This is a genomic window from Streptomyces sp. JK94, from assembly GCF_053613315.1.
Map to the genome: position 1 here is coordinate 231,218 of NZ_JBSICH010000011.1, position 25,136 is coordinate 256,353.

General features: G+C 72.8%; 20 protein-coding genes and 1 other RNA gene. 2 read left to right on the top strand and 19 right to left on the bottom strand.

The window, feature by feature from the left end; genetic code table 11:
- Nucleotides 1–265: 265 nt before the first annotated feature.
- From ACVV2G_RS11595 to ACVV2G_RS11645, 11 genes are all read right to left on the bottom strand, one after another.
- Entirely contained in the window at nt 266–2,578 is a 2,313-nt protein-coding gene (locus ACVV2G_RS11595; protein WP_453842565.1) for a HelD family protein, read from the bottom strand.
- 82 nt (nt 2,579–2,660) lie between these two features.
- Entirely contained in the window at nt 2,661–3,437 is a 777-nt protein-coding gene (locus ACVV2G_RS11600; protein WP_453842566.1) for an anti-sigma factor family protein, read from the bottom strand.
- Nucleotides 3,438–3,508: 71 nt separating this feature from the next.
- Nucleotides 3,509–4,033, bottom strand: a complete 525-nt coding sequence (locus ACVV2G_RS11605) for a sigma-70 family RNA polymerase sigma factor (RefSeq protein WP_007450155.1) — start codon at nt 4,031–4,033, stop codon at nt 3,509–3,511.
- Between the two features lie 184 nt (nt 4,034–4,217).
- Nucleotides 4,218–4,808: a CGNR zinc finger domain-containing protein gene (locus tag ACVV2G_RS11610; protein WP_453842567.1), complete on the bottom strand. Its 591-nt coding sequence runs from the start codon at nt 4,806–4,808 to the stop codon at nt 4,218–4,220.
- Between the two features lie 274 nt (nt 4,809–5,082).
- Nucleotides 5,083–6,234 carry a uroporphyrinogen-III synthase gene (locus ACVV2G_RS11615; RefSeq protein ID WP_453842568.1) on the bottom strand — a complete coding sequence of 384 codons (1,152 nt, stop codon included), beginning with the start codon at nt 6,232–6,234 and terminating at the stop codon, nt 5,083–5,085.
- Nucleotides 6,235–6,342: 108 nt separating this feature from the next.
- Nucleotides 6,343–7,704, bottom strand: a complete 1,362-nt coding sequence (locus ACVV2G_RS11620; protein WP_453842569.1) for a nitrate/nitrite transporter — start codon at nt 7,702–7,704, stop codon at nt 6,343–6,345.
- Between the two features lie 144 nt (nt 7,705–7,848).
- Nucleotides 7,849–8,787, bottom strand: coding sequence for a hypothetical protein (locus tag ACVV2G_RS11625; protein WP_453842570.1), 939 nt, complete (start codon nt 8,785–8,787; stop codon nt 7,849–7,851).
- Between the two features lie 82 nt (nt 8,788–8,869).
- Entirely contained in the window at nt 8,870–10,225 is a 1,356-nt protein-coding gene (locus tag ACVV2G_RS11630) for an acyltransferase family protein (RefSeq protein ID WP_453842571.1), read from the bottom strand.
- Nucleotides 10,222–12,420, bottom strand: coding sequence for a bifunctional polysaccharide deacetylase/glycosyltransferase family 2 protein (locus ACVV2G_RS11635; protein ID WP_453842572.1), 2,199 nt, complete (start codon nt 12,418–12,420; stop codon nt 10,222–10,224). The genes ACVV2G_RS11630 and ACVV2G_RS11635 overlap by 4 nt, the downstream gene beginning before the upstream one ends.
- Nucleotides 12,420–13,847 carry a hypothetical protein gene (locus ACVV2G_RS11640; protein WP_453842573.1) on the bottom strand — a complete coding sequence of 476 codons (1,428 nt, stop codon included), beginning with the start codon at nt 13,845–13,847 and terminating at the stop codon, nt 12,420–12,422. The genes ACVV2G_RS11635 and ACVV2G_RS11640 overlap by 1 nt, the downstream gene beginning before the upstream one ends.
- Before the next feature lie 696 nt (nt 13,848–14,543).
- The gene (locus ACVV2G_RS11645) at nt 14,544–15,512 is read right to left on the bottom strand and encodes a LysR family transcriptional regulator (RefSeq protein ID WP_453842574.1); all 969 of its coding nucleotides are present in this window, start codon (nt 15,510–15,512) and stop codon (nt 14,544–14,546) included.
- 83 nt (nt 15,513–15,595) lie between these two features.
- On the opposite strand from ACVV2G_RS11645, the gene ACVV2G_RS11650 reads away from it, so the two are divergent.
- Nucleotides 15,596–16,906, top strand: coding sequence for an MFS transporter (locus ACVV2G_RS11650; protein ID WP_453842575.1), 1,311 nt, complete (start codon nt 15,596–15,598; stop codon nt 16,904–16,906).
- Between the two features lie 48 nt (nt 16,907–16,954).
- On the opposite strand, the gene ssrA is transcribed toward ACVV2G_RS11650, so the two are convergent.
- From ssrA to ftsE, 5 genes are all read right to left on the bottom strand, one after another.
- Nucleotides 16,955–17,354, bottom strand: a transfer-messenger RNA (tmRNA) gene (ssrA, locus tag ACVV2G_RS11655).
- Between the two features lie 112 nt (nt 17,355–17,466).
- The gene (gene smpB, locus ACVV2G_RS11660) at nt 17,467–17,946 is read right to left on the bottom strand and encodes an SsrA-binding protein SmpB (RefSeq protein ID WP_052841735.1); all 480 of its coding nucleotides are present in this window, start codon (nt 17,944–17,946) and stop codon (nt 17,467–17,469) included.
- A 46-nt stretch (nt 17,947–17,992) separates the two neighbouring features.
- Nucleotides 17,993–19,195 carry a S41 family peptidase gene (locus tag ACVV2G_RS11665; RefSeq protein ID WP_453842576.1) on the bottom strand — a complete coding sequence of 401 codons (1,203 nt, stop codon included), beginning with the start codon at nt 19,193–19,195 and terminating at the stop codon, nt 17,993–17,995.
- Nucleotides 19,196–19,263: 68 nt separating this feature from the next.
- Entirely contained in the window at nt 19,264–20,181 is a 918-nt protein-coding gene (gene ftsX, locus ACVV2G_RS11670; protein ID WP_453842577.1) for a permease-like cell division protein FtsX, read from the bottom strand.
- Between the two features lie 29 nt (nt 20,182–20,210).
- The gene (gene ftsE, locus ACVV2G_RS11675; RefSeq protein ID WP_225638029.1) at nt 20,211–20,900 is read right to left on the bottom strand and encodes a cell division ATP-binding protein FtsE; all 690 of its coding nucleotides are present in this window, start codon (nt 20,898–20,900) and stop codon (nt 20,211–20,213) included.
- Between the two features lie 247 nt (nt 20,901–21,147).
- Between ftsE and ACVV2G_RS11680 the strand changes: the two genes are divergently transcribed.
- Nucleotides 21,148–21,339 carry a hypothetical protein gene (locus ACVV2G_RS11680; RefSeq protein WP_453842578.1) on the top strand — a complete coding sequence of 64 codons (192 nt, stop codon included), beginning with the start codon at nt 21,148–21,150 and terminating at the stop codon, nt 21,337–21,339.
- A 115-nt stretch (nt 21,340–21,454) separates the two neighbouring features.
- Here ACVV2G_RS11680 and ACVV2G_RS11685 read toward each other — a convergent pair whose 3' ends face one another.
- From ACVV2G_RS11685 to ACVV2G_RS11695, 3 genes are all read right to left on the bottom strand, one after another.
- Nucleotides 21,455–22,360, bottom strand: a complete 906-nt coding sequence (locus ACVV2G_RS11685) for a hypothetical protein (RefSeq protein ID WP_453842579.1) — start codon at nt 22,358–22,360, stop codon at nt 21,455–21,457.
- Nucleotides 22,361–22,690: 330 nt separating this feature from the next.
- Nucleotides 22,691–23,797 carry a peptide chain release factor 2 gene (gene prfB / locus ACVV2G_RS11690; RefSeq protein ID WP_453842580.1) on the bottom strand — a complete coding sequence of 369 codons (1,107 nt, stop codon included), beginning with the start codon at nt 23,795–23,797 and terminating at the stop codon, nt 22,691–22,693.
- Nucleotides 23,798–23,869: 72 nt separating this feature from the next.
- Nucleotides 23,870–25,114 carry a serine/threonine-protein kinase gene (locus tag ACVV2G_RS11695; protein ID WP_453842581.1) on the bottom strand — a complete coding sequence of 415 codons (1,245 nt, stop codon included), beginning with the start codon at nt 25,112–25,114 and terminating at the stop codon, nt 23,870–23,872.
- Nucleotides 25,115–25,136: the final 22 nt, after the last annotated feature.

The window sequence follows — 25,136 nt, forward strand, 5'->3', positions numbered from 1 at the left end:
ACGAGAAGTGGCGGGTGGACGGAAGAGGGAGGCCCGCCCGGGAAAGAACCTGCGGGACGGGAATTGTCTTGCGGGGATCGTTTGTTACCTTGGACGTGGCACCGGCTCGATCCAAGCCCCCGGGCCCAACCTTCGTCGCTCAGAGCGACCACTTGCCGCGAGGCGAGCATGGCGGGTCGGTGCCACCTCAACGCAGACGAGAGGCCCGCGCCGTCCGACGGCGCGGGCCTCTCGCATCTCCCGGCACTGCCCGAGTGCCCCGGCCTCAGTCGCGCAGCAGGTCCGGCACCCCCGCCGCGTCCGGCTCGTCCCGCCCGCCGGAGACGACCGTCAGCTGCTGGGTGGCCCGGGTGAGGGCGACGTACAGCACGCGCAGCCCGGCGGGCGACTCGTCGGCGATCTCGGCCGGCGAGACGACGACCGTGGCGTCGTACTCCAGTCCCTTGGCCTCCAGGCTGCCGAGCGCCACCACCCGGTCCCCGAGCCCGGCCAGCCAGCGCCGGGCCTCCTCGCGGCGGTTCATCGCGACCACGACGCCGACGGTGCCGTCGACGAGGTCCAGCAGCCGGGCCGCCTCCGCCCGGACCGCGTCGGCGAAGGAGTCCCGCGCCACCGCGAAGCGCGGCTGCACGCCCGTGGAGCGGACGGCCGCCGGCGACCGGGAGCCCGGCATGGCGAGGGCGAGCACCCTGGCCGCCAGCTCGGCGATCTCCGCCGGGTTGCGGTAGTTCACGGTCAGCTCGAAGCGGCGCCGCGGGCGGGTGCCCAGCGCCTCGTCACGGGCCGCCGCCGCCTCGTCGGGATCGGACCAGGAGGACTGGGCCGGGTCGCCGACCACGGTCCACGTGGCGTGCCGGCCGCGGCGGCCCACCATCCGCCACTGCATGGGCGTGAGGTCCTGCGCCTCGTCCACGATGACGTGCGCGTACTCGGTGCGCTCCTGCGCGAGGCGCTCGGCGCGCTCCCACTGGGTCTCCTCGCGCTGCGGCATCAGCTCGTCCAGGCCGGTGAGCTGGTCCAGCGGGTCCAGCTCGCGCCGCTTGCGGGGGCGGGCCGGGGTGCCGAGCACCGCCTGGAGTTCGTCGAGCAGGGCGATGTCGTGCACGGAGTGCCCCTCGCGGCGCAGCGAGCGGGCCACCTTGCGGACCTCGCCCGGGGTGAGGATCCGCCGGGCCCAGCGGCCGAGGCGCCGTTCGTCCGCCATGGCCGCCAGGACGGCGCCGGGCGTCAGCTCGGGCCACCAGGCGTCGAGGAAGGCGAGGAAGGAGTCCTCGGCGCTGACGTCCTCGTCGAAGGAGGAGCGCAGCTCGGCGGCCAGCTCGGGGTCGGTGTGCCGGCCGGCGGCGCCGGACTTGGCCCACAGGGCGTCCAGGAGCAGCCGGCGGGCGCGGGGGCGCAGCAGGTTGACGGGCGCGGTGCCGCCGAGGGCGGTGCGGCGGATGCCGGCCAGCTCCTCGGCCTCCAGTTCGAGGCGGCGGCCGAAGACGACGACCCGCAGCAGGGCCGGCGAGCCGTCCGGCTCCAGCGTCCCGCGCGCGGCCCTGCGCAGCACCCTGAGCATGCGCGAGGAGCCCTTGGCGCGGGCGGTGGCCGGGGAGTCGTACAGCGTGGCCTCGGCGCCGTCGACGAGCGAGCCGATCGCGCGGATCGCCACCTGCCCCTCCTCGCCGAGGGAGGGCAGCACGCCCTCGGTGTACGCCACCAGCAGCGGGGTCGGCGAGACGATCAGGATGCCGCCCGCGTACCGGCGCCGGTCCTGGTAGAGCAGGTACGCGGCCCGGTGCAGGGCGACGGCGGTCTTGCCGGTGCCGGGGCCGCCCTCGACGTACGTCACGGAGGCTGCGGGGGCGCGGATCACCAGGTCCTGCTCGGCCTGGATGGAGGCCACGATGTCCCGCATCGAGTGGGTGCGGGCCTGGCCCAGGGCGGCCATCAGGGCGCCGTCGCCGACGACGGCCAGTTCCTCGCCGTCCAGGCGGGCCTTGATCTCGGGCCGCATGAGGTCGTCCTCGACGCCGAGGACGCGCCGCCCCTTGGAGCGGATCACCCGGCGGCGCACGACCCGGCCCGGGTCGACCGGCGTGGAACGGTAGAAGGGGGCCGCGGCGGGCGCCCGCCAGTCGATGACCAGCGGCGCGTAGTCCTCGTCCAGGACGCCGATGCGGCCGATGTGCAGGGTCTCGGCGATGTCGGCGGTGCCGTCGGGCCCGAGGGCGCCCTCGGCGGGCTCGACCGCCGTGTAGGCGCCGTCCGGGCCCTTCTTGCCGTCCTTGCCGAGGAGCAGGTCGATGCGGCCGAAGAGGAAGTCCTCGAACTCGTTGTTCAGACGGCTGAGGTGGACGCCGGCCCGGAAGACCTGCGCGTCGCGCTCGGCCAGCGCGCCGGGCGTGCCGACGTGGCCGCGCTGGGCGGCGTCGTGCATGAGGAACTCGGCCTCGTGGATCTTCTCCTCGAGGCGGCGGTACACCCGGTCCAGGTGTGCCTGTTCCACGCTGATCTCTCGGTCCCGTACGGAGTCGTCCCGTACCGGGTCGTGCACCGAGTCGACCGCTGAGTCCTGTTGCGCCTGTGCGGCCACCGGGCCCCCTTCTGACGTGCTGGGCAGCCGTCAAAGGTACGCGAAGGGGGCTCCGGAAGCCACGGCGCGCCTGGCGCCCGTCCTACGCGTCCACCTCCACCAGCCGCTCGCCGTCGAAGGTCATGACCTCGAAGTGGTCGATCTGGTTGGGCTCGAAGGCGGCGCCACCGTGCACGTAGAGCGGTTTCCTGGCCTTCTCGGTGGTGGCGTCCGGGACGCCGTAGCCCCACTCCGGGACGGTCCAGGAGCTGAGCGTCTCCCGCTCGCCGTTCTTGCCGACGGCGATCAGGGAGCACTTCTGGGGGCCCTTGACGTTCCTCAGCTCCAGGACCGCCTCGGTGCCCCAGGCCTTCTTCTCCAGCGCCACGGTCGCGCTGACCTCGGTGGCCGGGTCGGTCGCCGTGACCCGGTCGGGCATGGCGGCGAAGGCGGACTCGGCGGGGCCCGCCGAGGGCTGCGCCGCCTCGGTCTTGCGGCCGCCGCCCCCGTCGTCGCCGCCGGTGGTCGCCACGGCGGCGAACGGGCCGCCGATGATCAGCGCCGCCGCCGTGCCCACCAGGTAGAGGTTGCGGCGCCGCCTGCCCGCCCGGCGCTCGGCGACCTCGTCGACGAGCTTCTCCGCCAGCCGCGGGCCGGGCTTCGCCGTCAGCGACTCGGCGACCGCCGGTGTGCCGGCGCCCGGCAGGTCGGCGAGCGCGGCCATCATCGGCTCCATCCCGGCCAGCTCGTCGAGCTGCTGGGCGCACCACTCGCAGGTGGCGAGGTGCGCCTCGAACGCGGTCGCCTCCGCGTCGTCGAGGATGCCGAGGGCGTAGGCGCCGACGGTCTCGTGCTCGTTCGGCGCCGGTGATCCCTGCATGGGGACAGAATTACCCGTATCACCCGGGCCGAATCCCCCGCCGAAACCCTGAGCGCCCCCGTACCCGCTCGTCACGCCGTCACCCCCCGCTCCTCCAGTGCCAGCTTCATCGAACGCAGGGCGTAGAAAACCCGGGAGCGAACGGTGCCGCTGGGTATGCCCAGTGTCTGCGCCGCCTCATTGACGGTACGCCCCTTGAAGTACGTCTCGACGAGGACCTCCCGGTGAGCCGGGGTCAGGTCGTCGAGCGCGTCCGACAGCGTCATCAGCCACAGCGCCTTGTCGATCTCGTCCTCCGCGGGGATGACCTCCAGCGGCGACGGATCGACCTCCTGCGGCCGGGCCTGCCGGCTGCGGTGGCCGTCGATGACGATGCGCCGGGCGACCGTCACCAGCCAGGGGCGTACCGATCCGGTCGCCCGATTGAGCTGACCGGCGTTCTTCCAGGCCCGGATGAGCGTCTCCTGGACGACGTCCTCGGCACGCTGCCGGTCCCCCGCGACCAGTCGCAGCACGTACGCCAGCAAGGGGCCCGCGTGCTCCCGGTACAGGGCGCGCATCAGCTCCTCGTCGGGTTCCGAGGACGACTGGGACATGCGATGTCGGGCCCTCGCACCACGTTCACCGGCCACGACGGAATCCTTGCGCACGCCCACCTCCGATGTCCGGGGGTTCCCCCAGTCGGTCGCTCGCCCATCCGGTACGGACACGGGGCGCGGGGCGTTCAAAGCGGGGCGACAGTTTTCTCCAGGTGGCGTGACGAAACGGGCACGGCCGGACCTACCGGGCGAGGGCCGCGCGCCTGCGGTGCCGCGCGACGCGTTCGCGGTTGCCGCAGATCCCACTGGAGCACCAGCGCCGGCGGCGGCCCCGGGACGTGTCCACGTACACGATCGGGCAGTTGTCGCCCTCGCACTGCCGCAGGCCCGCCCGCGCGACCGGGTCGGTGAGCAGCTCCACCGCGTCCCGGGCGAGCGCGCCCAGCAGTGCGGCGCACGGGGGCGGTCCGGTCAACTCCCGCACCAGCGCCCCGTCCTCGCCGTGCACCGCGCGCGGGGCCGGGGGCGCCGCGGCGGCGAGGGCGTTGACGCGGTCGAGCGCGAGGTCGTACGGGTGGACTCCGGGCGCCGGCCGGCCGCGCACCAACCTCGCGGTCTCGTGGCGCAGTTCACGGAAGGCGGCCAGCCAGGAGGGGTCGGCGTGGGCCAGCGGGGTGCCGGGCGGGACGAGTCCGGAGCCGGTGATCCAGGCGCACAGCACCGCGACGGACTCCAGCCGTTCCGTCGGGTGGGTGGTGGCGATGAGGTCCAGGCAGATCCGCCCGGTGTCGAACCGCAGCTCGTACGGGCCGGTGGCTGTTCCCAGTGCCATGTTCCTGTCACCGCCTAGGGGTTGCCCGGTGGGGCGGGCCGGAGAGGGGAGTCAGGTGGGTGGATCGCTCCCTCTACAGTGCCTGCCCGCTTCCGCGCCCGGAACCCCTCGTACCGCGTCCCTGGCCGCCTGCGCACGCGGTTCGCGCGTCCGCGCCGGGGCCGTGCGTCACGGGGCTCCGCGGCCGGGGCGCGGGGCGCGGGGTTCCGGGCGCGGGGCCCAAGGCGCTGGGCGCGGGGCGCGGGGCGGGCGGGGGTGGCGCCCGGCGCCCGTCTCACCCGTCCGTGTACTTGGCGTCCGTGGCCGGGTCCAGGGCCAGGCGGTAGCCGCGCTTCACCACCGTCTGGATCAGCTTCGGCGCGCCGAGGGCCGTCCGCAGGCGGGCCATCGCCGTCTCCACGGCGTGTTCGTCGCGGCCGGTGCCCGGCAGGGCCCGCAGCAGGTCCGCGCGGGGCACGACCCAGCCCGGCCGCCGGGACAGCGTCCGCAGCAGGGACATGCCGGCGGGCGGCACGGTCCTGAGTTCCCCGTCGACGAGCGCCGCGTGCCCGCGGATCTCCAGCCGGTGCCCGGCGACCGGCAGGGCGCGGGCGCGGCCCGGCAGTTCCCGGCACAGCAGCTGGACGAGCGGGCCGAGCCGGAAGCGCTCGGGCTGGACCGTGTCGACGCCGTGCCCCTGGAGCGGCACCGCGGTGACCGGGCCGACGCAGACGGGCAGCACGTCGTGCCCGAACGCGGCGAGCAGCTCCGGCAGCAGACCGCGCTCCTCGGCGCGGGAGAGCAGGGAGGCGGCGGCGGGCGCGCTGGTGAAGGTGACGGCGTCCACGCCACGCGAGACGGCGGCGTCCAGCAACCGGTCCACGGGACCGAGGTCCTCCGGCGGCAGCCACCGGTAGACCGGCACGCCCACCACCTCGGCGCCGCCCGCCCGCAGCGCCTCCACGAACCCCGGCAGCGGCTCGCCGTGCAGCTGTACGGCGATGCGGCGGCCGTCGACACCCTCCGCCAGCAGCCGGTCCAGCACCTCGGCCATGGACTCGGAGGCCGGCGACCACTGTTCCGTCAGCCCGGCGGCCCGGACCGCGCCCTTGACCTTGGGCCCGCGGGCCAGCAGTTCCACGGTGCGCAGCCGCTCCAGCAGGGCGTCCCCGAGTCCCCAGCCGTCGGCGGCCTCGACCCACCCCCGGAAGCCGATGGCGGTGGTGGCGATCACGACGTCCGGTGCCTGGTCGATGAGCTGCTTGGTCGCGGCCAGCAGCTCGCTGTCGTCGGCGAGCGGCACGATCCGCAGGGCCGGGGCGTGCAGGACGGCCGCCCCGCGCCGCTGGAGCAGCGCCCCCAGTTCGTCGGCCCGGCGGGCGGCGGTCACGCCCACGGTGAATCCGGCCAGGGGGCCGTGGTCAGGTCGCTGCTGTTCGTCGTCCATCGCTCGCCGCGCTCCGATCGTTCACACCCGTGTGCCTGCGCACGTGCCGGCCGAGCCTGTCAACGGCGCGTGACAGGCTCGGTTCCGCCTCATGTCACCAGTGTTACGTCATACCTCGGCGTAGTGGAGCCGGGCCTCGGGCCGTGCCGGTCCCGTGGGCCCGTCCGGCGCCGGTACGGCCGGGCGGCGAAGGTATACCGCCCAGGTGACGGCGAAACAGACGGCGTAGAAGGCGAGGAAGGCGACGAAGGCGCCGGTGCCCGAGCCGACGGAGAGGAAGGACTGCCGGAAGGCGAGGTTGATGGCGACGCCGCCGAGCGCGCCGACCGCGCCGATCAGCCCCATGGAGGCACCGGAGAGCCGCCGCCCATACGCCACGGCCTCCTCGCCCCTCAGCCCCCTGGCGAGCGCCTTGTTCTGGAAGATCCCGGGGATCATCTTGAACGTGGACCCGTTGCCGAGTCCGCTGAGCGCGAACAGCACCACGAACACGGCGACGAACAGCCCGAGCGACTTCGCCATGCTGGCCGCGACGAGTACGGCGGTGGCGGCGGCCATGGCGACGAAGTTCCACAGCGTGATCCGCGCGCCGCCGTACCGGTCGGCGAGCCTGCCGCCCAGCGGCCGGATCAGGGAGCCGAGCAGCGGGCCGATGAAGGTGAGGTACGCGGCCTGGAGCGGGGTGCGCCCGAACTGGGTCTGGAGCACCTGCCCGAAGGCGAAGCTGTAGCCGATGAACGAGCCGAACGTGCCGATGTACAGCACCGCCATGATCCAGGTGTGGGCCTCCCGGACGGCGTCCTTGGCGGCTCCGGTGTCGTTCTTCACGGAGGCGAGGTTGTCCATGAAGCAGGCGGCGAGGACGGCGGCCACCAGGATCAGCGGGATGTAGATGCCGAGCAGCACCCGCGGTCCGCCGTTCGCCCCGATGATCGCGAGCGCGGTCAGCTGGATGACCGGCACGCCGATGTTCCCGCCCCCGGCGTTGAGACCGAGCGCCCAGCCCTTCTTCCTCAGCGGGAAGAAGGCGTTGATGTTGGTCATGGAGGAGGCGAAGTTGCCGCCGCCGATGCCGGCGAGCAGGCCCACCAGGAGGAACGTCGAGAAGGACGTCCCCGGCTCCATGACCGTGAAGGCCGCGACGGTCGGCACGAGCAGCAGCCCGGCCGAGATGACCGTCCAGTTCCGCCCGCCGAAGAGCGCGACCGCGAAGGTGTACGGCACCCGGACCACGGCCCCGACCAGGGTCACCACGGACGTCAGCAGGAACTTGTCGGCCGGCGTCAGCCCGTACTCCGGGCCCATGAAGAGCACCAGTACGGACCACAGCGTCCAGACCGAGAACCCGATGTGTTCGGAGAGGACGGAGAAGAACAGGTTGCGTCGGGCGATCCGCTCCCCCGTCTCCTTCCAGAAGGTCTCGTCCTCCGGATCCCAGTGCTGGATCCAGCGGCCGCCAGGGACTGTCATGACGCCTCCACGGTGCTCCGTAGCTCGGTTGCACCGACGGTAGGGAGGGCGCGTTTCGGGCCTGTGGGGCTGTGGATGACCGGAAGGGAACGTTGCTCTCACCCGACGCCGGGGCGCGATGAGAGGTCACCGTCGAGAGGCGCGTCAGCCCTGCGGGGGCCGGGGCTGCCAGGTGGGCTGCTGGGGCGGGTACGGCTGCTGGGGGTACTGGGGCTGCTGGTACTGGCCAGGGGCCGCCTGAGCCGGATACGGCTGCGGCTGCGGCTGCGGCTGCGGCTGCGGCTGCGGCTGCGGCTGGGCGTACGGGCCGGGAGCGGGCTGTGCGTAACCACCGGGCACGGGCGCGGCGTACCCACCAGGGACACCAGGGACACCAGGGACGGCGTACCCACCGGGAGCGGCGGGTGTGCCGGGGGCCGGCCAGCCGTACGGCGGCGCGGTGGCGGGCGCGGGGCCGCCGTACCCGAACGGGTTGCCGTGCCCGGGGAGTTGCGCCCCGGGCGCCAGGTACCGCACCCGCCCCGTCTCGTCGGCCACCGGCGTGAACCCGGCGGCCCGCAGCCGGGCCGCGAACCTGGCGTTGCGCTTGCGTGTCACGAGGAGGCCGACGCCCAGGAGCGCCAGCACGCACAGCCAGACGACCGCGGCCACGACGAAGTCCCCGGACGCCCCGCCGAGGCGGAACCCGACGATCGCGCAGCCGACCGTGACACCGAGCGCGGCGTACCCCATCCGCTTCTCGGCGCTCTTGCCGGTGAGGTCGAAGTTGATCCGCGCCTTGAGGAGTTCGAGTGCGTCCGGCACGAGCGGCGGCAGGGACACCCCGTCGTGGGCGTTCGGATACTGCGCCCAGTTCTGCGCGGCGCGGGCGCGGGCCTGCGGGCCGGGGTCGGGGACGAGCAGCATCGTGAGCGAGCCGTTGCTCCCGCCACCCTGCCGCACGTCCGCGTACTCGTACCCGAACTGCTGGGCGACGAAGGCGAGTCTGGCAAGTTTCTTCACGGACGCCATCGGGCTGGTCAGCTCGACCGGCTCCCCGCTCGCGATCAACCGCAGCATCTTCCGCGTCTGCCGCTTGCTCATCCCGCCCACTCCCCCCGACCGGCTTCCGCCGCCCTGTTCACTTCCGCAACCGGGGCAGTCTCGCACGGGCGAACGGCACCCGTCAGCCCCGGTGGGCCGCCCCGGCTCCCCGCGCCGCAGCGGCACGCTTCGTACCGTTCGGCCACAGCCGTGGCTTCCGCTTCGCCGCGAGGTCCTCGACCCAGCCGACCGCGAGGACCGTCAGCCCGATGAGGGGCCAGACGAGGGCGAACATCCAGATCGTGTACGCGCCGTCGAGGGCACCGACCGCTCGCTCGCCCTGCATGAAGGGCAGGTGGTAGGCCAGGTCGATGATCGGGACGGTGGCCATGATCAGCAGGTTGTGCCAGAGGTAGATGGTGACCGCGCGGTTGTTGGAGAGGGTCACCAGCTTGTCCCACCTGGCCAGGCGGCCGGGGAGTTCCTGCCACGACGGGGAGTACTGGAGGAGGATCACCACGAACCCGAACGACCAGGTCGCCTGGGCCAGCGGGATGTCGTTGAGGTCCCAGCCGTCGGGGCCCAGGTGGTTCGAGGCCCACCACAGGCCGAAGGCCATGACCAGGGACGCGCAGGAGACGGAGACGTACCGCGGGATCTGCTTCAGCATGCCCTCGTGGTGGGCGAAGCCGAGGACCCAGCAGCCGCCGTAGACCGCGAAGTCGGTGACCGCGTTGCCCGTCTCGCCGGGGATCTTCACCAGCCCGGTGCCGACGATCGCCGTGAGGCCGAGCGGCGCGAGCAGCGTCGGCCACGGCGCCTTGCGGAACAGCCACAGCAGCAGCGGCGAGGCGATGACGAACCAGAGGTAGGCGCGCAGGTACCACAGCGGTCCCGCGGCCTGCACCGCCCAGGTGTCCTCCAGCAGGCCGGACGGGGAGCCGACGTGCCAGGGGTAGGGCGGGGCGCCGATCGGGACGAGGTAGTTGAACAGCTCGACCAGGCCCCAGGTGCCGCCACGGTCCGGGTCCTCGGTGGGGTTCCAGCCGTTCGCGAACATCATCGTGAGCACGACGGCGGCGAACACCCACATCGGCGGCAGGAGCCGGCGCACGCGCCCGCGGATGACGCCCAGCGCCGGGCGCTTCAGCGACCGGGCCATCAGCGAGCCGGCCAACGCGAACATCACGCCCATCGACGGGAAGAGCACCGACAGCCAGGCCCAGCCGAAGAGGTGGTACACCACGACGCGGACCAGGGCGACGGAACGCAGCAGGTCCAGGTAGCGGTCGCGCCCCGGTTTCGGCGCGGCGGGCGCGGCGGGCCCCGCGGGAGGGGGCTCGGTCGCGGGTTCCGTCGTGCGCTGCCGCGGGACGGCGTACGGCGTGCCCGCGGTCGCGTCCGGGCCCTGCGCGTAGGGCGTGCCGTAGGGGGTGCCGTATGGTGCCCCGGCCGGTTCCGGGACCGGGCCCGTGCCGGTCGTGTAACCGTGGGTCATGCCACGGGCCTCCGATCATCGTGGCTCTGCGAACGCTGCTGCGGCACGGAGCCGCCGGGTGCCCCGACGACACCGGTGCGCCGCAGCTTCTGCCAGCGCAGGCGGCCGCCGGTGAGTGCGGTGATCCAGGACTGGAGCAGCACGACGTACATGAGCTGGCGGTAGAGGATCTGCTGCAACGGCAGCGAGATCAGGTGGGTCATGCGTTCACGGTCGAGGCGGAAGGCGAAGGCCGCGCAGACCGCCTGGATGGCGAGGACGCCCAGCCACGCGATGATCGTCTTCTGGGTCGGGCCGAAGACGATGCCGTAGAGCAGGAAGACGTCGATCAGCGGGGCCAGCAGCGGGGCCACGATCATGAACAGCGAGACGAAGGGCAGGCCGATGCGGCCGAAGCGGCCCGAGGGGCCCTTCTCGATCACGGCGCGGCGGTGCTTCCAGATCGCCTGCATGGTGCCGTACGACCAGCGGTAGCGCTGCGACCAGAGCTGCTGGACCGTCTCGGGGGCCTCGGTCCAGGCGCGGGCGTTCTCGGCGTAGACCACGCGCCAGCCGGCGCGGTGCAGCGCCATGGTGACGTCGGTGTCCTCGGCGAGGGTGTCGTCGCTCATGCCGCCGAACGGCTCCAGGGCGGAGCGGCGGAAGGCGCCGACGGCACCGGGGATGGTCGGCATGCAGCCCAGCACGTCGTACATCCGGCGGTCGAGGTTGAAGCCCATCACGTACTCGATGTGCTGCCAGGCGCCGATGAGGCTGTCCTTGTTGCCGACCTTCGCGTTGCCGGCCACGGCGCCGACCTTCGGGTCGCCGAAGGGCTGGACGAGTTCGCGGACGGTGGACGGTTCGAAGACGGTGTCGCCGTCCATCATCACGACGATGTCGTGGCTGGCGTTGGCCAGGCCCCGGTTGAGCGCGGCCGGCTTGCCCGCGTTGAGCTGGCGGATCACCCGGACGTTCGGCAGGCCCATGGCCTCGACGATCCGTGCCGTGCCGTCGGTGGAGCCGTCGTCGATGACGATGATCTCGACCGGGTGGTCACTCGCCATCAGGGACAGGACGGTGTTCTCGATGCACTTGGCCTCGTTGTACGCCGGCACCAGCACCGTCACCGGTTCGGTCACCGGCGGGCCCCAGCGGAAGTTCCTGCGCCGGACCCGGCGGGCGTGGAGGCCGGAGAGCAGGAGCATCAGCACAAAGCGGCCGATGACCAGGGTGCCGATGACCGCCAGGCCCACCACCAGGCCGTCGGTGATCTTGCCCGAGGCCTGGACCAGGAAGACCCACGCCTTGCCCTTCCACAGTTCCGCGCCGCTCACCGGGGCCATCGCGCTGGGCGCGTCCAGGGCCTCGGTGAGGTTGTCGAACTCGTAGCCCCGCTTCTGCAGGTCGGGCAGGAGCGTGTCCAGCGCCGCGACGGTCTGGCTGCGGTCGCCGCCGGAGTCGTGCATCAGGACGATGGCGCCCTTGCCGTGCTTCGGCGTGGCGCGGCGGATGATCTCGTCGACGCCGGGCCGCCGCCAGTCCTCACTGTCGGTGTTGTTGACGACGGTGATGTAGCCGCGGCTGCCGATGTACTCGGTGACCGGCCAGGACTTGTTGTCCATGGCGCGGGCGAAGGAGGAGTACGGCGGGCGGAAGAGCGAAGTGCGGACGCCGGCCGCGCCGGTGATCGCCAGCTGGTTCTGCGACAGCTCCCAGTCGATGCGCTTCTTGGACTGGAAGGAGAGGTCGGGGTGGTTGAAGGTGTGCAGGCCGACCTCGTGGCCCTCGTCGACCATGCGCTTGACGAGGTCGGGGTAGCGGGAGGCCATGGTGCCGGTGACGAAGAACACGCCGTGCGCGTCGTACTTCTTCAGCACGTCCAGCACCCTCGGCGTCCAGGTCGGGTCCGGGCCGTCGTCGAAGGTGAGGACCAGGTGGTGGTCGGGCACGCGCAGGCTGTCGGTGCGACCGCCCCGGGCGTCGATGACCGGGCCGCCCTCCAGGATCTTCTCCGGCACCCGGTCGGTGGCGGCGGGCGGCTGGACGCGGTGGTCGGCGAGGATCTCGCTGTGCACGTATCCGCGGAGCATGAGCATGGCCACCAGGGCGACCAGGACGAGCAGCGGCAGCAGCAGGCGCAGGGGCAGGCGGCGGCGGGAGCCCTCACGGGCGGCGCGGCGCGCGGTCCCGTGACGGCGGGTGCGGGATGCCATCAGAGGGCGCTCTCCGGGGACAGGGAAGAGGACGTGGAAGCGTGGTCCGAGCCCGCTGCTTCGGCGGCCACGACGGACGCGTCCGCGGAACCGGCGGCGGAGAGGGGATCGCTCACGCCGTTGGCGGTCGTGTCGTCGCCGGCCGGGTCGGTGCCGGAGGTGGGGTCGACGGTGGGTGCCGTCGGGTCGACGGTGGGGTCACCGCCGCCCGCCGGGACCGACGGGTCGGGGCTGGCGGAGGGCGGCAGCTGCGTCGACCGCGTCGGGTCCGGGTCGCTCGCGCCGTCGTCCGGCTGCGCACCGGTTCCCGCCGTCCCGGTCTCCGAGGCGTCCGGGCCGGCGCTGGTGCCGGGCTGCTGCGCGGTGCCGGACGTGCCGGGCACGGCGGCGTCCTCACCGGGCGCCGTGGTCACGCCGGTTCCGGCCGAAGGGCTGGTCCGCGGGGCCGCGCTGCCGGTGCCGGAGGGCTGGGCCGACTCGGAGGGCAGCGGGGTGGTGTCGACCTGGCCGGCAGGCTTGCCCTCCTGCTGGCCCTCCACGGGCAGCCAGGGCGCGTCGGAGTTGCCGGACAGCAACGTGGAGACGATGACCACGGCGTAGATCGCGCAGGCCACGCCGACGGCTATGCCGAGGCGTCGGTACAGGCGGCTGCGGCGTCCCGACGCGTCGACGAAGACGGGCCCGTCGGAGGGCTCCGGGCCGCCCTTGCGGTGCTGCCCGCTCTCGGCCCGGCGGATCACGCCGTCGCCCAGCTGCACGGCGTCGAGCTGGACCGTCACCTCGTGCGGGTCGTGGGTGTGGTCGCCGCTGCCGGCGTCGGTCTCGTCGTCCGGGGTCTCCTGCCAAGGGTCGCGGAGGACCGCGGTGGCGGGGGCGGACGCGTGCGCGGTCGCGGTCGCAGGGAAGGCGCGGGTCGGGGAGGCCGGGGAGTCCGGAAGAACCGGAGGAAGAACGTCCGTCACATCGGCGTCCACGCCGGCACCGACCGGACGGTTCCCGGCGGGACCGGTCGCGGTCGCCGGGAAGGCGCGGGTCGGGGGCGCCGGGGAGTCCGGAAGAACCGGAGGAAGAACGTCCGTCACGCCGGAGTCCGCGCCGGCACCCACCGGGCGGTTCCCGGCGGGACCGGCGGGGCGGGGAGAGGCGAACGGGGTGGTTCGGGTCGGGTTGCCGCCGGCCGGGCCGGTACGGGCGTTCGGGCCGGCCGGGTGCGGGCCGGCCGGGTTCGCCTTGGCCTGGTTCGCCCTGGCGGGGGCGGTCTCCGCCGGGCCGGTGCCGGCCGGGCCGGTGCCGGCCGGGCCGGTCCTGCCCCAGGTGATCCGGCCCTGGTTCATCGAGTCGCTGCCCGGGAACGGGCCCGCGGAGCCCCGGTGTGACGGGCCGTCGCCCGTCGGGTCCGGGTATCCGTTCGCCGGGGCCCCGGCCATGCGGTCCCGCCCTATTCGGTCCCGGCTTGCCGGGCCCTGGCCCCTGTGGTCCCGCTCTATTCGGTCCCGGCCTGTCGGGCCCTGGCCCCTGCGGTCCCGGTCCATGTGGTCCCGGCCCATGCGGTCCCGCCCTATTCGGTCCGGGCCTATTCGATCCCTGCCCACGCGGGAGCCGAGGGCCTCCGTCGCGCCGGCGTCGGCGTGGGAGCCGAGCGGCCGGGTCGCGGTGGCGTCCGGCGACGGCTGGGCGGCGCCACGCGGCGTACCCGTACCCGCGGCGGCACCCCCGAAGCCCGCGCCGGGGCGACGCACGGTCTCACCGGCGGCCCCGAACCACCCCGACCCGGACCCGGCGGACCCGGTGAACCCGCCGGACGCCCCGTCGGCGCCCGGTGTCTCTCCGGTCACCGGGAGATCCCGGGTCGCCGGAAACACGTCGGTGACATCGGCGTCCTGTCCCGAATCCGGCACATCACGCATCCCGGACACAGCCTCGGGCTCCTCCGCTTGGGCGTCTTTTTGCCATTTCTTCACGCGCACGCACTTCCCCCCACGGGACAGTTCACGGGTGCGCATACGACTCCGAGCACCCGTCGGCCGAACCGGCCCCCACCAGGTTCGAGCGCCCCCTGTACCACACCGTGCTCAGGCCACGAATGTAGCGCACGCGGAGGATGCGTGGTTCCCGCGTGCCAATTAAGGAACGGACATCACACCGGCGTCGGTGGCCGGAATCCACCCTCCGGCGGACCTGCGCAGCCAGCCCTCACGGGCCGCGACCTGGGACGCCGCCCGGCGCAACGCGCCGAGCGCCGGGTGCACCAGCCCCTTCCGCCAGACCAGTGACACCGGCGACAGCGGCACCGGATCGACGAGCGGGCGCACCACGGTCGACGCCAGGGCCGGGAAGCTCACCACGGCGAGGATCGGATGGCGCGTCCTGTCCATGATCCGTTGGAATTCCTCCTCCCCGACGGCCAGCGGAACGGGCGCCGCCACCTCGATGCCGCGCCCCGCGAACAGGCGGTGCGCGAGGTCGGTCCACTCCGGGGTGCGCGGGTTGCCCGCCCCGGCGTACACGGTCTCGCCCGCGAGCGCGGCGAGCGGCACCTCCGTCAGCCCGGCCAGCGGATGGTCCTCGGGCAGGACCACCGCCATGGGCTCGTAGCGGACCGGCTGGTGACCGAGGCCGGCCCGCAGCGCGGGGGCGAGCCCCGCGAACCGGCCGAAGGAGGTGTCGAGGCGGCCCGCGAGCACTTCGGCGGCGGCGTACGTCAGCCCGCTCTCGTAACGCGCCATCAACTCCAGTCCGGGCGCCAGCGCCCGGGCCCGCTCCAGGACCAGGCGGCCGGTGACCAGACCCGGGGAGTTGAGGTCGACCAGCAGCGGGCGGGCCTGCCCGAAGGCGGCCAGGAGGTCGTCCTGCGCCTGGAGGACCCGGCGGGCGTACGGCAGCAGCCGCTCGCCGTCGGCCGTGAGGGTCACCTGCCGGGTGGTGCGGACGAACAGGTCGGCGCCCAGTTCCCTCTCCAACCGCCGCACGTCCCTGCTGAGCGCCTGCTGGGCGACGTACAGGCGGGCGGCGGCGCGGGTGAAGTGCAGGTCCTCGGCGACGGTGACGAAGGCGCGCAGGAGGCGGGGGTCGAGGTGGGCGGGCGCGGGCATCCGGCGAACTTACAACACGGGTGCGTGAATGGGGCCGGAACAGGTGTTGGACCCCGCGATCACCCGCGGGCGACGGTGGGCGCATGCCGCAACCGTCTTCCGGGCGCCCCTCCCGGCCCACCCCTCTCCTCGCTCTGACCGCGGACACCCTGGTCGCCGCCGACTTCCGCCCGCGCACCCGGCACCGGCCGCCCGGCCCGTACCGCCGCCTCCTCGCCACACCCGGCGCCCGAGCGTTCACGATCGGGAATCTCATGGCGCGCATGCCCATGGGCATGTTCAGCGTGAGCGCGGTCGTGATGATCGCCGGTACGCGTGGTTCGTACGCCCTCGCCGGAGCCGTCACCGCGACGGGGATGGCGGCGACGGCGCTCGTCGCGCCGTGGACCGCGCGGTTCGTGGACCGGCACGGCCAGGCCGGGGTGGCGCTGCCCGCCACGCTGGTCGCCGCGCTGGGCTCGATCGCCCTGCTGCTGTGCGTCCGGTTCGACGCGCCCGCCTGGACCCTGTTCGCCGCGTACGCCGCCACCGCGACGACGCCCAACACCGGCGGCATGGCCCGCGCCCGCTGGGCCCACCTGCTGAAGGGCCGGAAGGGCGCCGCCGACGCCCTGCACACCGCGAACTCCTTCGAGCAGGCCGCGGACGAACTGTGCTTCATGCTCGGGCCGGTCCTCGCGGCCTTCCTGTGCACGGCGTGGTTCCCGGAGGCGGGCACGCTCGTCGGCGTGGTGCTGCTGGTGACCGGCATGCTCCTCTTCACCGCCCAGCGCGGGTCCGAGCCGCCGGCCCGGCCGCACCCGACGGCGAAGGCGCCCTTCCGCGTCCCCGGCATCCCGCCGCTGCTGGCCGTGTGCCTGGCGATGGGCGCGGTGTTCGGGGCCGTGGAGGTCGTCACCATCGCGTTCGCGGAAGCACAGGGGCACCGCGCGGCGGCCGGTGTGGTCCTCGCGCTGCAGGCGGCCGGCTCCTGTGCGGCCGGCCTGCTGTACGGCGCGGTGAAGCCGTCCGGGCCCGCCGAACGCCGCCTGCCGTGGTGCGTCGCCGCGATGACGGCCCTGATGACGCTGCCGCTGCTCGCGGCGTCCCTCACGGGCTCCCTGCCCCTGCTGGCGCTGACGCTGCTGGTCGCCGGCATGGCGACCGCCCCGACGATGGTCACCACCATGACGCTGGTGCAGCACCGCTCCCCCGAGGGCCGGTTGAACGAGGGCATGACCCTCGCGGTGACCGGCCTGCTCGGCGGCATCGCCTGCGGCAGCGCGGCGGGCGGCTGGACGGTGGAGCACGCCTCCCCGACGGCCGCCTACGGCATACCGGTCACGGCGGCCGCGGCAGCTCTGCTGCTCGCCCTGGCACCGGCCCGGCGCCCGGCGCGCCGGGCGCGGGCATGACGAAGGCCCCGCCGCGCTGGAGCGGCGGGGCCTTCGCCCACATGGGAACTGTGGAGATGGCGGGAATCGAACCCGCGTCCAACGGTGCGGAATCAGGGCTTCTCCGTGTGCAGTCCGCTTCGATTTTCTCAGCCCCGGAGATCACGCGGACAAGTCTCCGACGGGCTCAGTCACTGTTTGGTTTCCCTCTTCACCCCGTGACCGGGATCAAGGTTTAGTCCCCTAGCTGATGCCAGGATCCGGGTCGGGAACAGCCCCGGGCTGACACTCCCTTAGTAGGAGGCTCGCTTCGCTACCTGAGGTCAGGCAGCGAGGGCGAAGGCCTGCTGGGAGGAATCGCGCTTGGTGTTGGCGATTATTTTTTTCGGCCTGTGGTTTACGAGATCATGGCCGCTTCCTCGACACGCTTCCCCTGCTTCGACAACCGCTGTCGAAACCGATCATCCCCATGTTGATTTTTCAATCCGCGCACCCTCGTGGGGTGCGTCATCCATCGTACGTGACCAACGCACGCGGGTGCCAGCCCATTCCCCGGGGCCGGGCCCGCGGCTCCCCCGGGGTCAGGCCCGCTGCTTGCGCCGGATCGCCGAGATCGTCCGCTCCGCCTCGCGGCGGTCCTGCTTCTCCCGCAGCGTCTGCCGCTTGTCGTACTCCTTCTTGCCGCGCGCCAGCGCGATCTCGACCTTGGCCCGGCCGTCCTTGAAGTACAGCGCCAGGGGCACGATCGTGTGGCCGGTCTCCTGGGACTTCGACTCCAGCTTGTCGATCTCCACGCGGTGCAGCAGCAGCTTCCGCTTGCGGCGGGCGCTGTGGTTGGTCCAGGTGCCCTGGCTGTACTCGGGCACGTGCACGTTGTGCAGCCACGCCTCGTGTCCGTCCAGCTGCACGAAGCCGTCGGCCAGCGACGCCCGCCCCTGGCGCAGTGACTTCACCTCGGTCCCGGACAGGACCAGGCCGGCCTCGTAGGTGTCGAGGATCTGGTAGTCGTGCCGCGCCTTCTTGTTCTGCGCGATCAGCTTGCGCCCTTTTTCCTTAGCCATAGTGCCGCCCATTTTGGCACTAGGCGGGGGGCCCGCGGAAAGCCGATTACGGGAGCCGGGCCGACGGGGCGTCCGCCCGCCGCCCCAGTCCGCTGAGCACGGTCTCCGCCCGGTCCAGCGCGTCCGGTCCGGCCGGATCGACGGTCAGGTCGGGCGTGATGCCCGTGCCGTCGACGCCGCGGCCGGAGGGGGTGCGGTAGTGCCCGACGGTCAGCTCGGCCACCGAGCCCCCGGGCAGCCGGCTCGGCATCTGCACCGAGCCCTTGCCGAAGGTGCGGGAACCCGCGACGACCGCGCGTCCGCGGTCCTGGAGGGCGCCGGTGAGCAGCTCGGCCGCGCTCATGGTGCCGTCGTCGACGAGCGCGACCAGGGGCCTGTCGGTGTCGCCCCCGGGCTCGGCGTGCAGGGCCCGCTGCTCGCCGTCGACGTCGTACGTGGCGACCAGGCCGCCGTCCAGGAAGGCGGAGGCGGCGGTGACGGCCTCGGCGACCAGGCCGCCGCTGTTGCCGCGCAGGTCGAGGACGACGCCCGCGCCGGACGGCACCCGCGACACGGCGGCGCGCACCTGTTCGCCGACTCCCTTGGTGAAGGAGTCGACCTGGACGACGGTGACGCCGCTCACCCGCGTGCGCACGGTCACGGGGTCGGTGGACAGCCTGGCCCGGCGGACGGTCTCGGTCCACGCGCGCGTGCCGCGTTCCAGACCGAGCCGGACGGCGGTGCCGGCGGCCTCGGCCTCGGTGTCGCCGCGCAGTATCGAGACGACCTCGGTGACCGGGCGTCCGTCGACCCGCTCGCCGTCGACGGTGCGCAGCCGGTCGCCCTCTCGGATGCCGGCGCCCGCGGCCGGCGAGCCGGCACGCACCCCGGTCACCTCGATGCGGCCGTCGCTCTCCCGGCGCGCGGAGAGCCCGACGCCGGTGTACCGGCCGTCCAGGGCCTCCTCCAACTCCTCGTACTCGCCCCGGGAGTAGACGGCGCCCCAGCGGTCACCGCTGCGGCTGACGGCGCGTTCGGCTGCCTCCACGGGGGACTTGCCGTCCGCCATCGCCTCGGCCGCCGCCCGGGCCACCTCCTCCTGGCGCCCGACGGGAGCGGCCGTACGGGCCGTGCCGGGCGCGGGATTCCGGTCGGTGCCGGGGAGCGAGCCGGTGGCCGCGCCCGCGACGAGCACGCTCGCGAACACCAAGGTCAGGGTGGCCCCGCGGCGCGTGCGGCGGGGCTGACAGAACAGGTCACGGCCTGACATGCCGGTGAGTCTAGGACAACCCGGGAGGGCCGAACGGTCGCTTTCCCGTTCGGCCCTCTTGGCATGTGTCACACCTTCAGGTACTTGCGCAGCGCGAAGAACGCGGCCAACGCGGGCATCAGCAGGCTGGTGGCGAGGATGAGCGGCAGCTTCGTCAGCAGGGCGTCCCAGCCGATGAAGTCGATCAGGGCCAGCTTCTCGGACAGGGCGAGCCCGTGGTCGATGAGGAAGTACCGCGCGGCGATCAGGAACGCGCAGGCGACCGTGCCGCCGATGAGCCCGGCGACCGCCGCCTCCATGATGAACGGCGCCTGGATGTAGAAGCCCGAGGCGCCCACCAGCCGCATGATGCCGGTCTCGCGCCGCCGGCTGAACGCCGAGACCCGCACCGTGTTGACGATCAGCATCAGCGCGACGACCAGCATGAGCGCCATCACCGCGCGGGCGGCCCAGTTCATGCCGTTGAGGAGTTCGAAGAGGCTGTCCAGGGTCGCGCGCTGGTCCGCCACGGACTGCACGCCGTCCCGGCCCTCGAACGCGGTCGCGATGACCTGGTACTTCTCCGGGTCCTTCAGCTTGATCCGGTACGACTCCGGCATCTGGTCCGGCGTGAGCGAGCTGGCCAGCGGCGAGTCCCCGAACTGGTCCTTGTAGTGCTTGTACGCCTCGTCCTGCGACTCGTACGTCACCGTGTCCACGACCGACAGCTCGTCGAGGTCGGCGAGGATCTGCTTCTTCTGGTCCTCGGTCACCGCGCCCTTGGCGCAGGCGGGGTCGGACTTCGCGTCGCTCTTGTTGCAGAGGTAGACGGTGACGTTGACCTTGTCGTACCAGTAGCCCTTCATGGTGTTGACCTGGTCGCTCATCAGCAGCGAACCGCCGAACAGGGCCAGGGACAGGGCGACGGACACGATGACCGCGAAGGTCATGGTCAGATTGCGGCGAAGACCGACACCGATCTCCGAGAGCACGAACTGGGCGCGCATGGCGTCTCGTTAAGCCTTTCCGTTCCTCGTCAGTGCTGGTAGCCGTAGACGCCGCGTGCCTGGTCGCGGACGAGGCGGCCCTTCTCCAGCTCGATGACGCGCTTGCGCATCTGGTCCACGATGTTCTGGTCGTGGGTGGCCATGATCACGGTGGTGCCCGTCCGGTTGATGCGGTCGAGCAGCTTCATGATCCCGACCGAGGTCTGCGGGTCCAGGTTGCCGGTGGGCTCGTCGGCGATCAGCAGCTTGGGCCGGTTGACGAAGGCCCGCGCGATGGCGACGCGCTGCTGCTCACCGCCGGACAGCTCACCGGGCCTGCGGTCCTCCTTGCCGCCGAGCCCGACGAGGTCGAGCACCTGCGGCACGGACTTGCGGATCTCGCCGCGGGACTTGCCGATGACCTCCTGGGCGAAGGCGACGTTCTCGCCGACCGTCTTGTTCGGCAGCAGGCGGAAGTCCTGGAACACCGTCCCCAGTTGGCGCCGCATCTGCGGCACCTTCCAGTTGGACAGGCGGGCGAGGTCCTTGCCCAGGACGTGCACCTGTCCGTGGCTGCACCGCTCCTCGCGGAGGATCAGCCGCAGGAAGGTGGACTTTCCGGAGCCGGAGGACCCCACGAGGAAGACGAACTCGCCCTTCTCGACCTCCAGGGAGACGTCCCTGAGGGCTGGGTGGTTCTGCTTGGGGTAGACCTTGGACACGTTGTCGAATCGGATCACGGATGCACCACGGGTCGCCGGGGGTAGATGAGCGTGACCATACGCGAAGCGGGGTGCGGACCGCAGTCACCGGTCGGGGTTGCACGACAGTCACACGTTTTGTCCCTGCCCGTACGGGGCATGCACACGGGTCCGGCCTCAGGGGGAAGGCGCGCGGGGCCCCATGGAACCTGGCACAGTGGAAGGGGAACGTTCACGTCGGTGTGGGCGTTGTTCTGACGGAGCCGGCGGCAAGGAGGGCGAGCGCATGACGTACGACCGGTTGGTGTGCGCGAACTGCGCGGCGCCCGTGAGCGAGGGCCGGTGCCCGGTCTGCCGGGCCAACCGCGAAAGGCTGCAGCAGGGGAACTTCCTCGCGGACCTGAACCCGATGACGCTGATCGTGCTGCTGGCGGTGCTGATCGCGGTGATGGCCCTGCTGGCCCACCGGACCGCCTGACGCCCCCGGGGGACCTCACGGGCCCCCACGGGGCACGGACGCGGAAGGTGCCCGGAGCGCTGAACGCTCCGGGCACCTTCACCTGCGTGCGCAGTGCGTACGCGGGTGACCGCCGTCAGGCAGCCGCCCCGCCGCGACCGTTCATCATCCGCGGCAGCATGCGGAAGCCGATGCCACCGGCGATCATCGTGGCGGCGCCGACCAGCAGGAACGTGGTCTCCGCGGCGCCGGTCTCGGCCAGCTCGTCACCGCTGCCCTGGGCTGCGGTGTCGGAGGCCTGGGCCTCGTCGCCGGTGTCGGTCAGGGCCGAGGAACCCTCGTCCTGGGTGACGGTGTCGTTGCTGCCACCGTCGGGGGTGGTGCCACCGGTGCCACCGGTGGCACCGGTGGTGCCGGTGCCGCCGGAAGTGCCCGTACCGCCGGTGGTGCCACCGTCACCGCCGGTCGAACCGCCGGTGCCGCCGGTCGAACCGCCGGTGGTGCCGGTGGTGCCCGTACCGCCGGAAGTGCCGGTGGTGCCGGTGCCGCCGGAAGTGCCGGTGGTGCCGGTGCCGCCGTTGTCGCCCGAGCCGCCGTTGTCGCCGGAACCGCCGTTGTCACCACCCTCGGACGTGCCCACGGTCGTGCCCTCCGAGGTGCCCTCGGACGTGCCCACGGAGGTACCTTCCGACGTGCCCACGGAGGTGCCCACGGAGGTGCCCACGGAGGTGCCCTCGGACGTGCCCTCCGACGTACCGGTCGAGGTGCCCTCGGACGTACCTTCCGACGTACCCGTCGAGGTGCCCTCGGTCACGCCCAGCGAGGCGCCCTCGGTGAGGCCGCCCTCGGTCGTGCCTTCCGTGGTGCCCTCGGTGTCCTCCGCGCCGCCCTGGACGCTGACGCCGACGCCGGCGTCGTCGACACCCGCGCCCAGGCCGAGGTCGAGCGCCGAAGCGGCACCCGCGGCGGTCAGGGAGGCACCGGCCGCGATCACTGCGCCGGCCGCTATGCGCGCGACACGGATGCGCGTCTTCTTCGTCATGTAGTTGCTACCCCCAGTAGCCGAAATAGTCGGTGAGGCCGCGCTCGGAGCCGTGATCGACGGGAGGTAGCTGCCTGCTGAAGTCCCCCGGTTCACATGCGCCCCAGAAATACGCATGCCGCGCCTCACCCTGACGAATGTTCCATGCAACGTCAAGGCCGTTGCGTACGCGATGTCCGGGTAAGAGGCGTATGCCGGACGCATGGAGTGTGAGTGTGACGTAAAAGCCAGGCATCACGGACAGAAAAAGGCAACTGCCCCAACGAAGGGGGCAGTTGCCTTGTCTCGCCTTGTCTCGCCTTGTCGACAAAGCGCCGTTCGCGCTCCGTCTTACTTCTCCTGCTGCTTGCGCCAGCGAATGCCGGCCTCCAGGAACCCGTCGATCTCGCCGTTGAACACGGCCTCGGGGTTGCCCACTTCGTGCTCGGTGCGCAGGTCCTTGACCATCTGGTACGGGTGCAGCACGTACGAACGCATCTGGTTGCCCCAGGAGTTGCCGCCGTCGCCCTTGAGGGCGTCCATCTTGGCCTGCTCCTCCTGGCGGCGCCGCTCCAGCAGCTTGGCCTGCAGGACGTTCATCGCCGTGGCCTTGTTCTGGATCTGGGAGCGCTCGTTCTGGCAGGAGACCACGATGCCGGTGGGGAGGTGGGTGAGGCGCACGGCGGAGTCGGTGGTGTTCACGCCCTGGCCGCCGGGGCCGGAGGACCGGTACACGTCCACCCGCAGCTCGGACTCGTCGATCTCGATGTGGTCGGTCTGCTCGACCACCGGGAGGATCTCGACGCCCGCGAAGGAGGTCTGGCGGCGCCCCTGGTTGTCGAAGGGCGAGATGCGCACCAGGCGGTGGGTGCCCTGCTCGACGGAGAGGGTGCCGTAGGCGTACGGCACCTGCACGGCGAAGGTCGTCGACTTGATGCCGGCCTCCTCCGCGTACGACGTCTCGTAGACCTCCGTCTTGTAGCCGCGCTGCTCGGCCCAGCGCAGGTACATGCGCTGGAGCTTCTCGGCGAAGTCGGCGGCGTCCACGCCGCCGGCCTCCGCGCGGATGTTGACGAGCGCCTCACGGGCGTCGTACTCGCCCGAGAGCAGCGTGCGGACCTCCATCTCGTCCAACGCCTTCCTGACGGCCGTGAGCTCGGACTCGGCCTCGGCCCGGGTGTCCGGGTCGTCCTCCTCCTCGGCCATCTCGAAGAGCACGGCGAGATCGTCGATCCGGCCGCGCAGGGCCTCGGCCTTGCGCACCTCGGCCTGGAGGTGGGAAAGCTTGCTGGTGATCTTCTGCGCCGCCTCCGGGTCGTCCCACAGGGAGGGCGCTGCCGCCTGCTCCTCGAGCACGGCGATGTCTGCCCTCAGCCTGTCGAGGTCCAGGACGGCCTCGATCGACTCCATGGTCGAGGAGAGGGACTTCAGCTCTTCGGATACATCGACGACTGCCACGCATCCAGCGTAACGGCTCCGTCCACCGGTCTTCGCCGGGTCGTCACGGTCTCCGCGGCGGCGTGCCCGGCGTCACGGCGAGGCCGGCGCCGAGTTCCGCGTGTCCTGGGGGTCCGCGCCGCCCTCGTCACCGTCCGCGGCCAGCCAGGTACCGGTGCCGATCGCGGCCATCAGGGCGACCACGCCCGCGCCCACCGCCAGCCGGCGGCGCCGGGCGGCGGCGCGGTAGCGGGCGGAGCCCGGGCGCGGGGCCCCGGCGGCGCGCGGCGCGCGGGCCGTGCCGCGGGCGCCGCCGGCCAGCTCGTCGGGGGCCGGTACGCGCATGGAGGTGTGCGTGTCGCGGTTGGAGTCCGCCGGTTTCGCCCCCGGCACCAGCGGCACGGCTCCCCGGCGGCGTACCGGCTCCCCGGCGGGCGCGGCGGACGCCGGGGACTCCCCGGACTCGTCCTCCTCCTGCTCGGCGTCGGGCTCGTCCACGTCCAGCGGTCCCATGCCGGCCAGCATCGGCAGCAGCTCGCGCAGCCGGCCGCCCAGCTCGGAGGCGCGCAGCCGGGAGGCCGGCGCCTTGGCGAGGCACTGGACGAGCAGCTGCCACAGCTCGTCCGGGATGCCGGGGAGGGGGACGACCGCCTCGGTCACGTGGCGGCGCAGCACCGCGCCGGGGTGGCCGCCGCCGAACGGCGTGAAGCCCGCGAGCAGCTCGTACAGCACCGTGGCCAGCGCGTAGATGTCCACCGCGGCGCGCGGGGGCAGGCCCTCGACGATCTCCGGGGCCAGGTAGTCGGGCGTGCCGATGATCTTCGTGGCGCGGGTGCGCCGCGGGGTGTCGATGAGCTTGGCCACGCCGAAGTCCGTCAGCAGGGCCGGGTGGGAGCCGCCGGGGCCGAGCGGGCCCTCCATGTCGAGCAGCACGTTCTCGGGCTTGACGTCGCGGTGCACGACCCCGGCGGCGTGCGCGGCGGCCAGGCCGTCGGCGACGTCGGCGACGATGGCCACCGCCGCCTCGGGCGCCAGGCGCCGCTCCCGGTCCAGGCGGGTGCGCAGGTCCGTCCCGCGGACCAGGTCCATGACCAGCGCGAGGTCGTTGCCGTCGACCACCAGGTCGCGCACGGAGACCACGTGGGGGTGGTCCAGTCCGAGCAGGGCGGTCCGCTCCTGCACGAAGCGCGAGACCAGCTCCTGGTCGGACGCCAGGTCCTCGCGCAGCAGCTTGATCGCGACGGGCCCCTCGGGACCCTCGCCCAGCCACACCGTGCCGGCGCTGCCCCGCCCGAGGATCTGGTGGGCGGTGTACCGGCTGCCGATCTTCCGTGCCAAGACTGCTCCTACCGACGCGTGT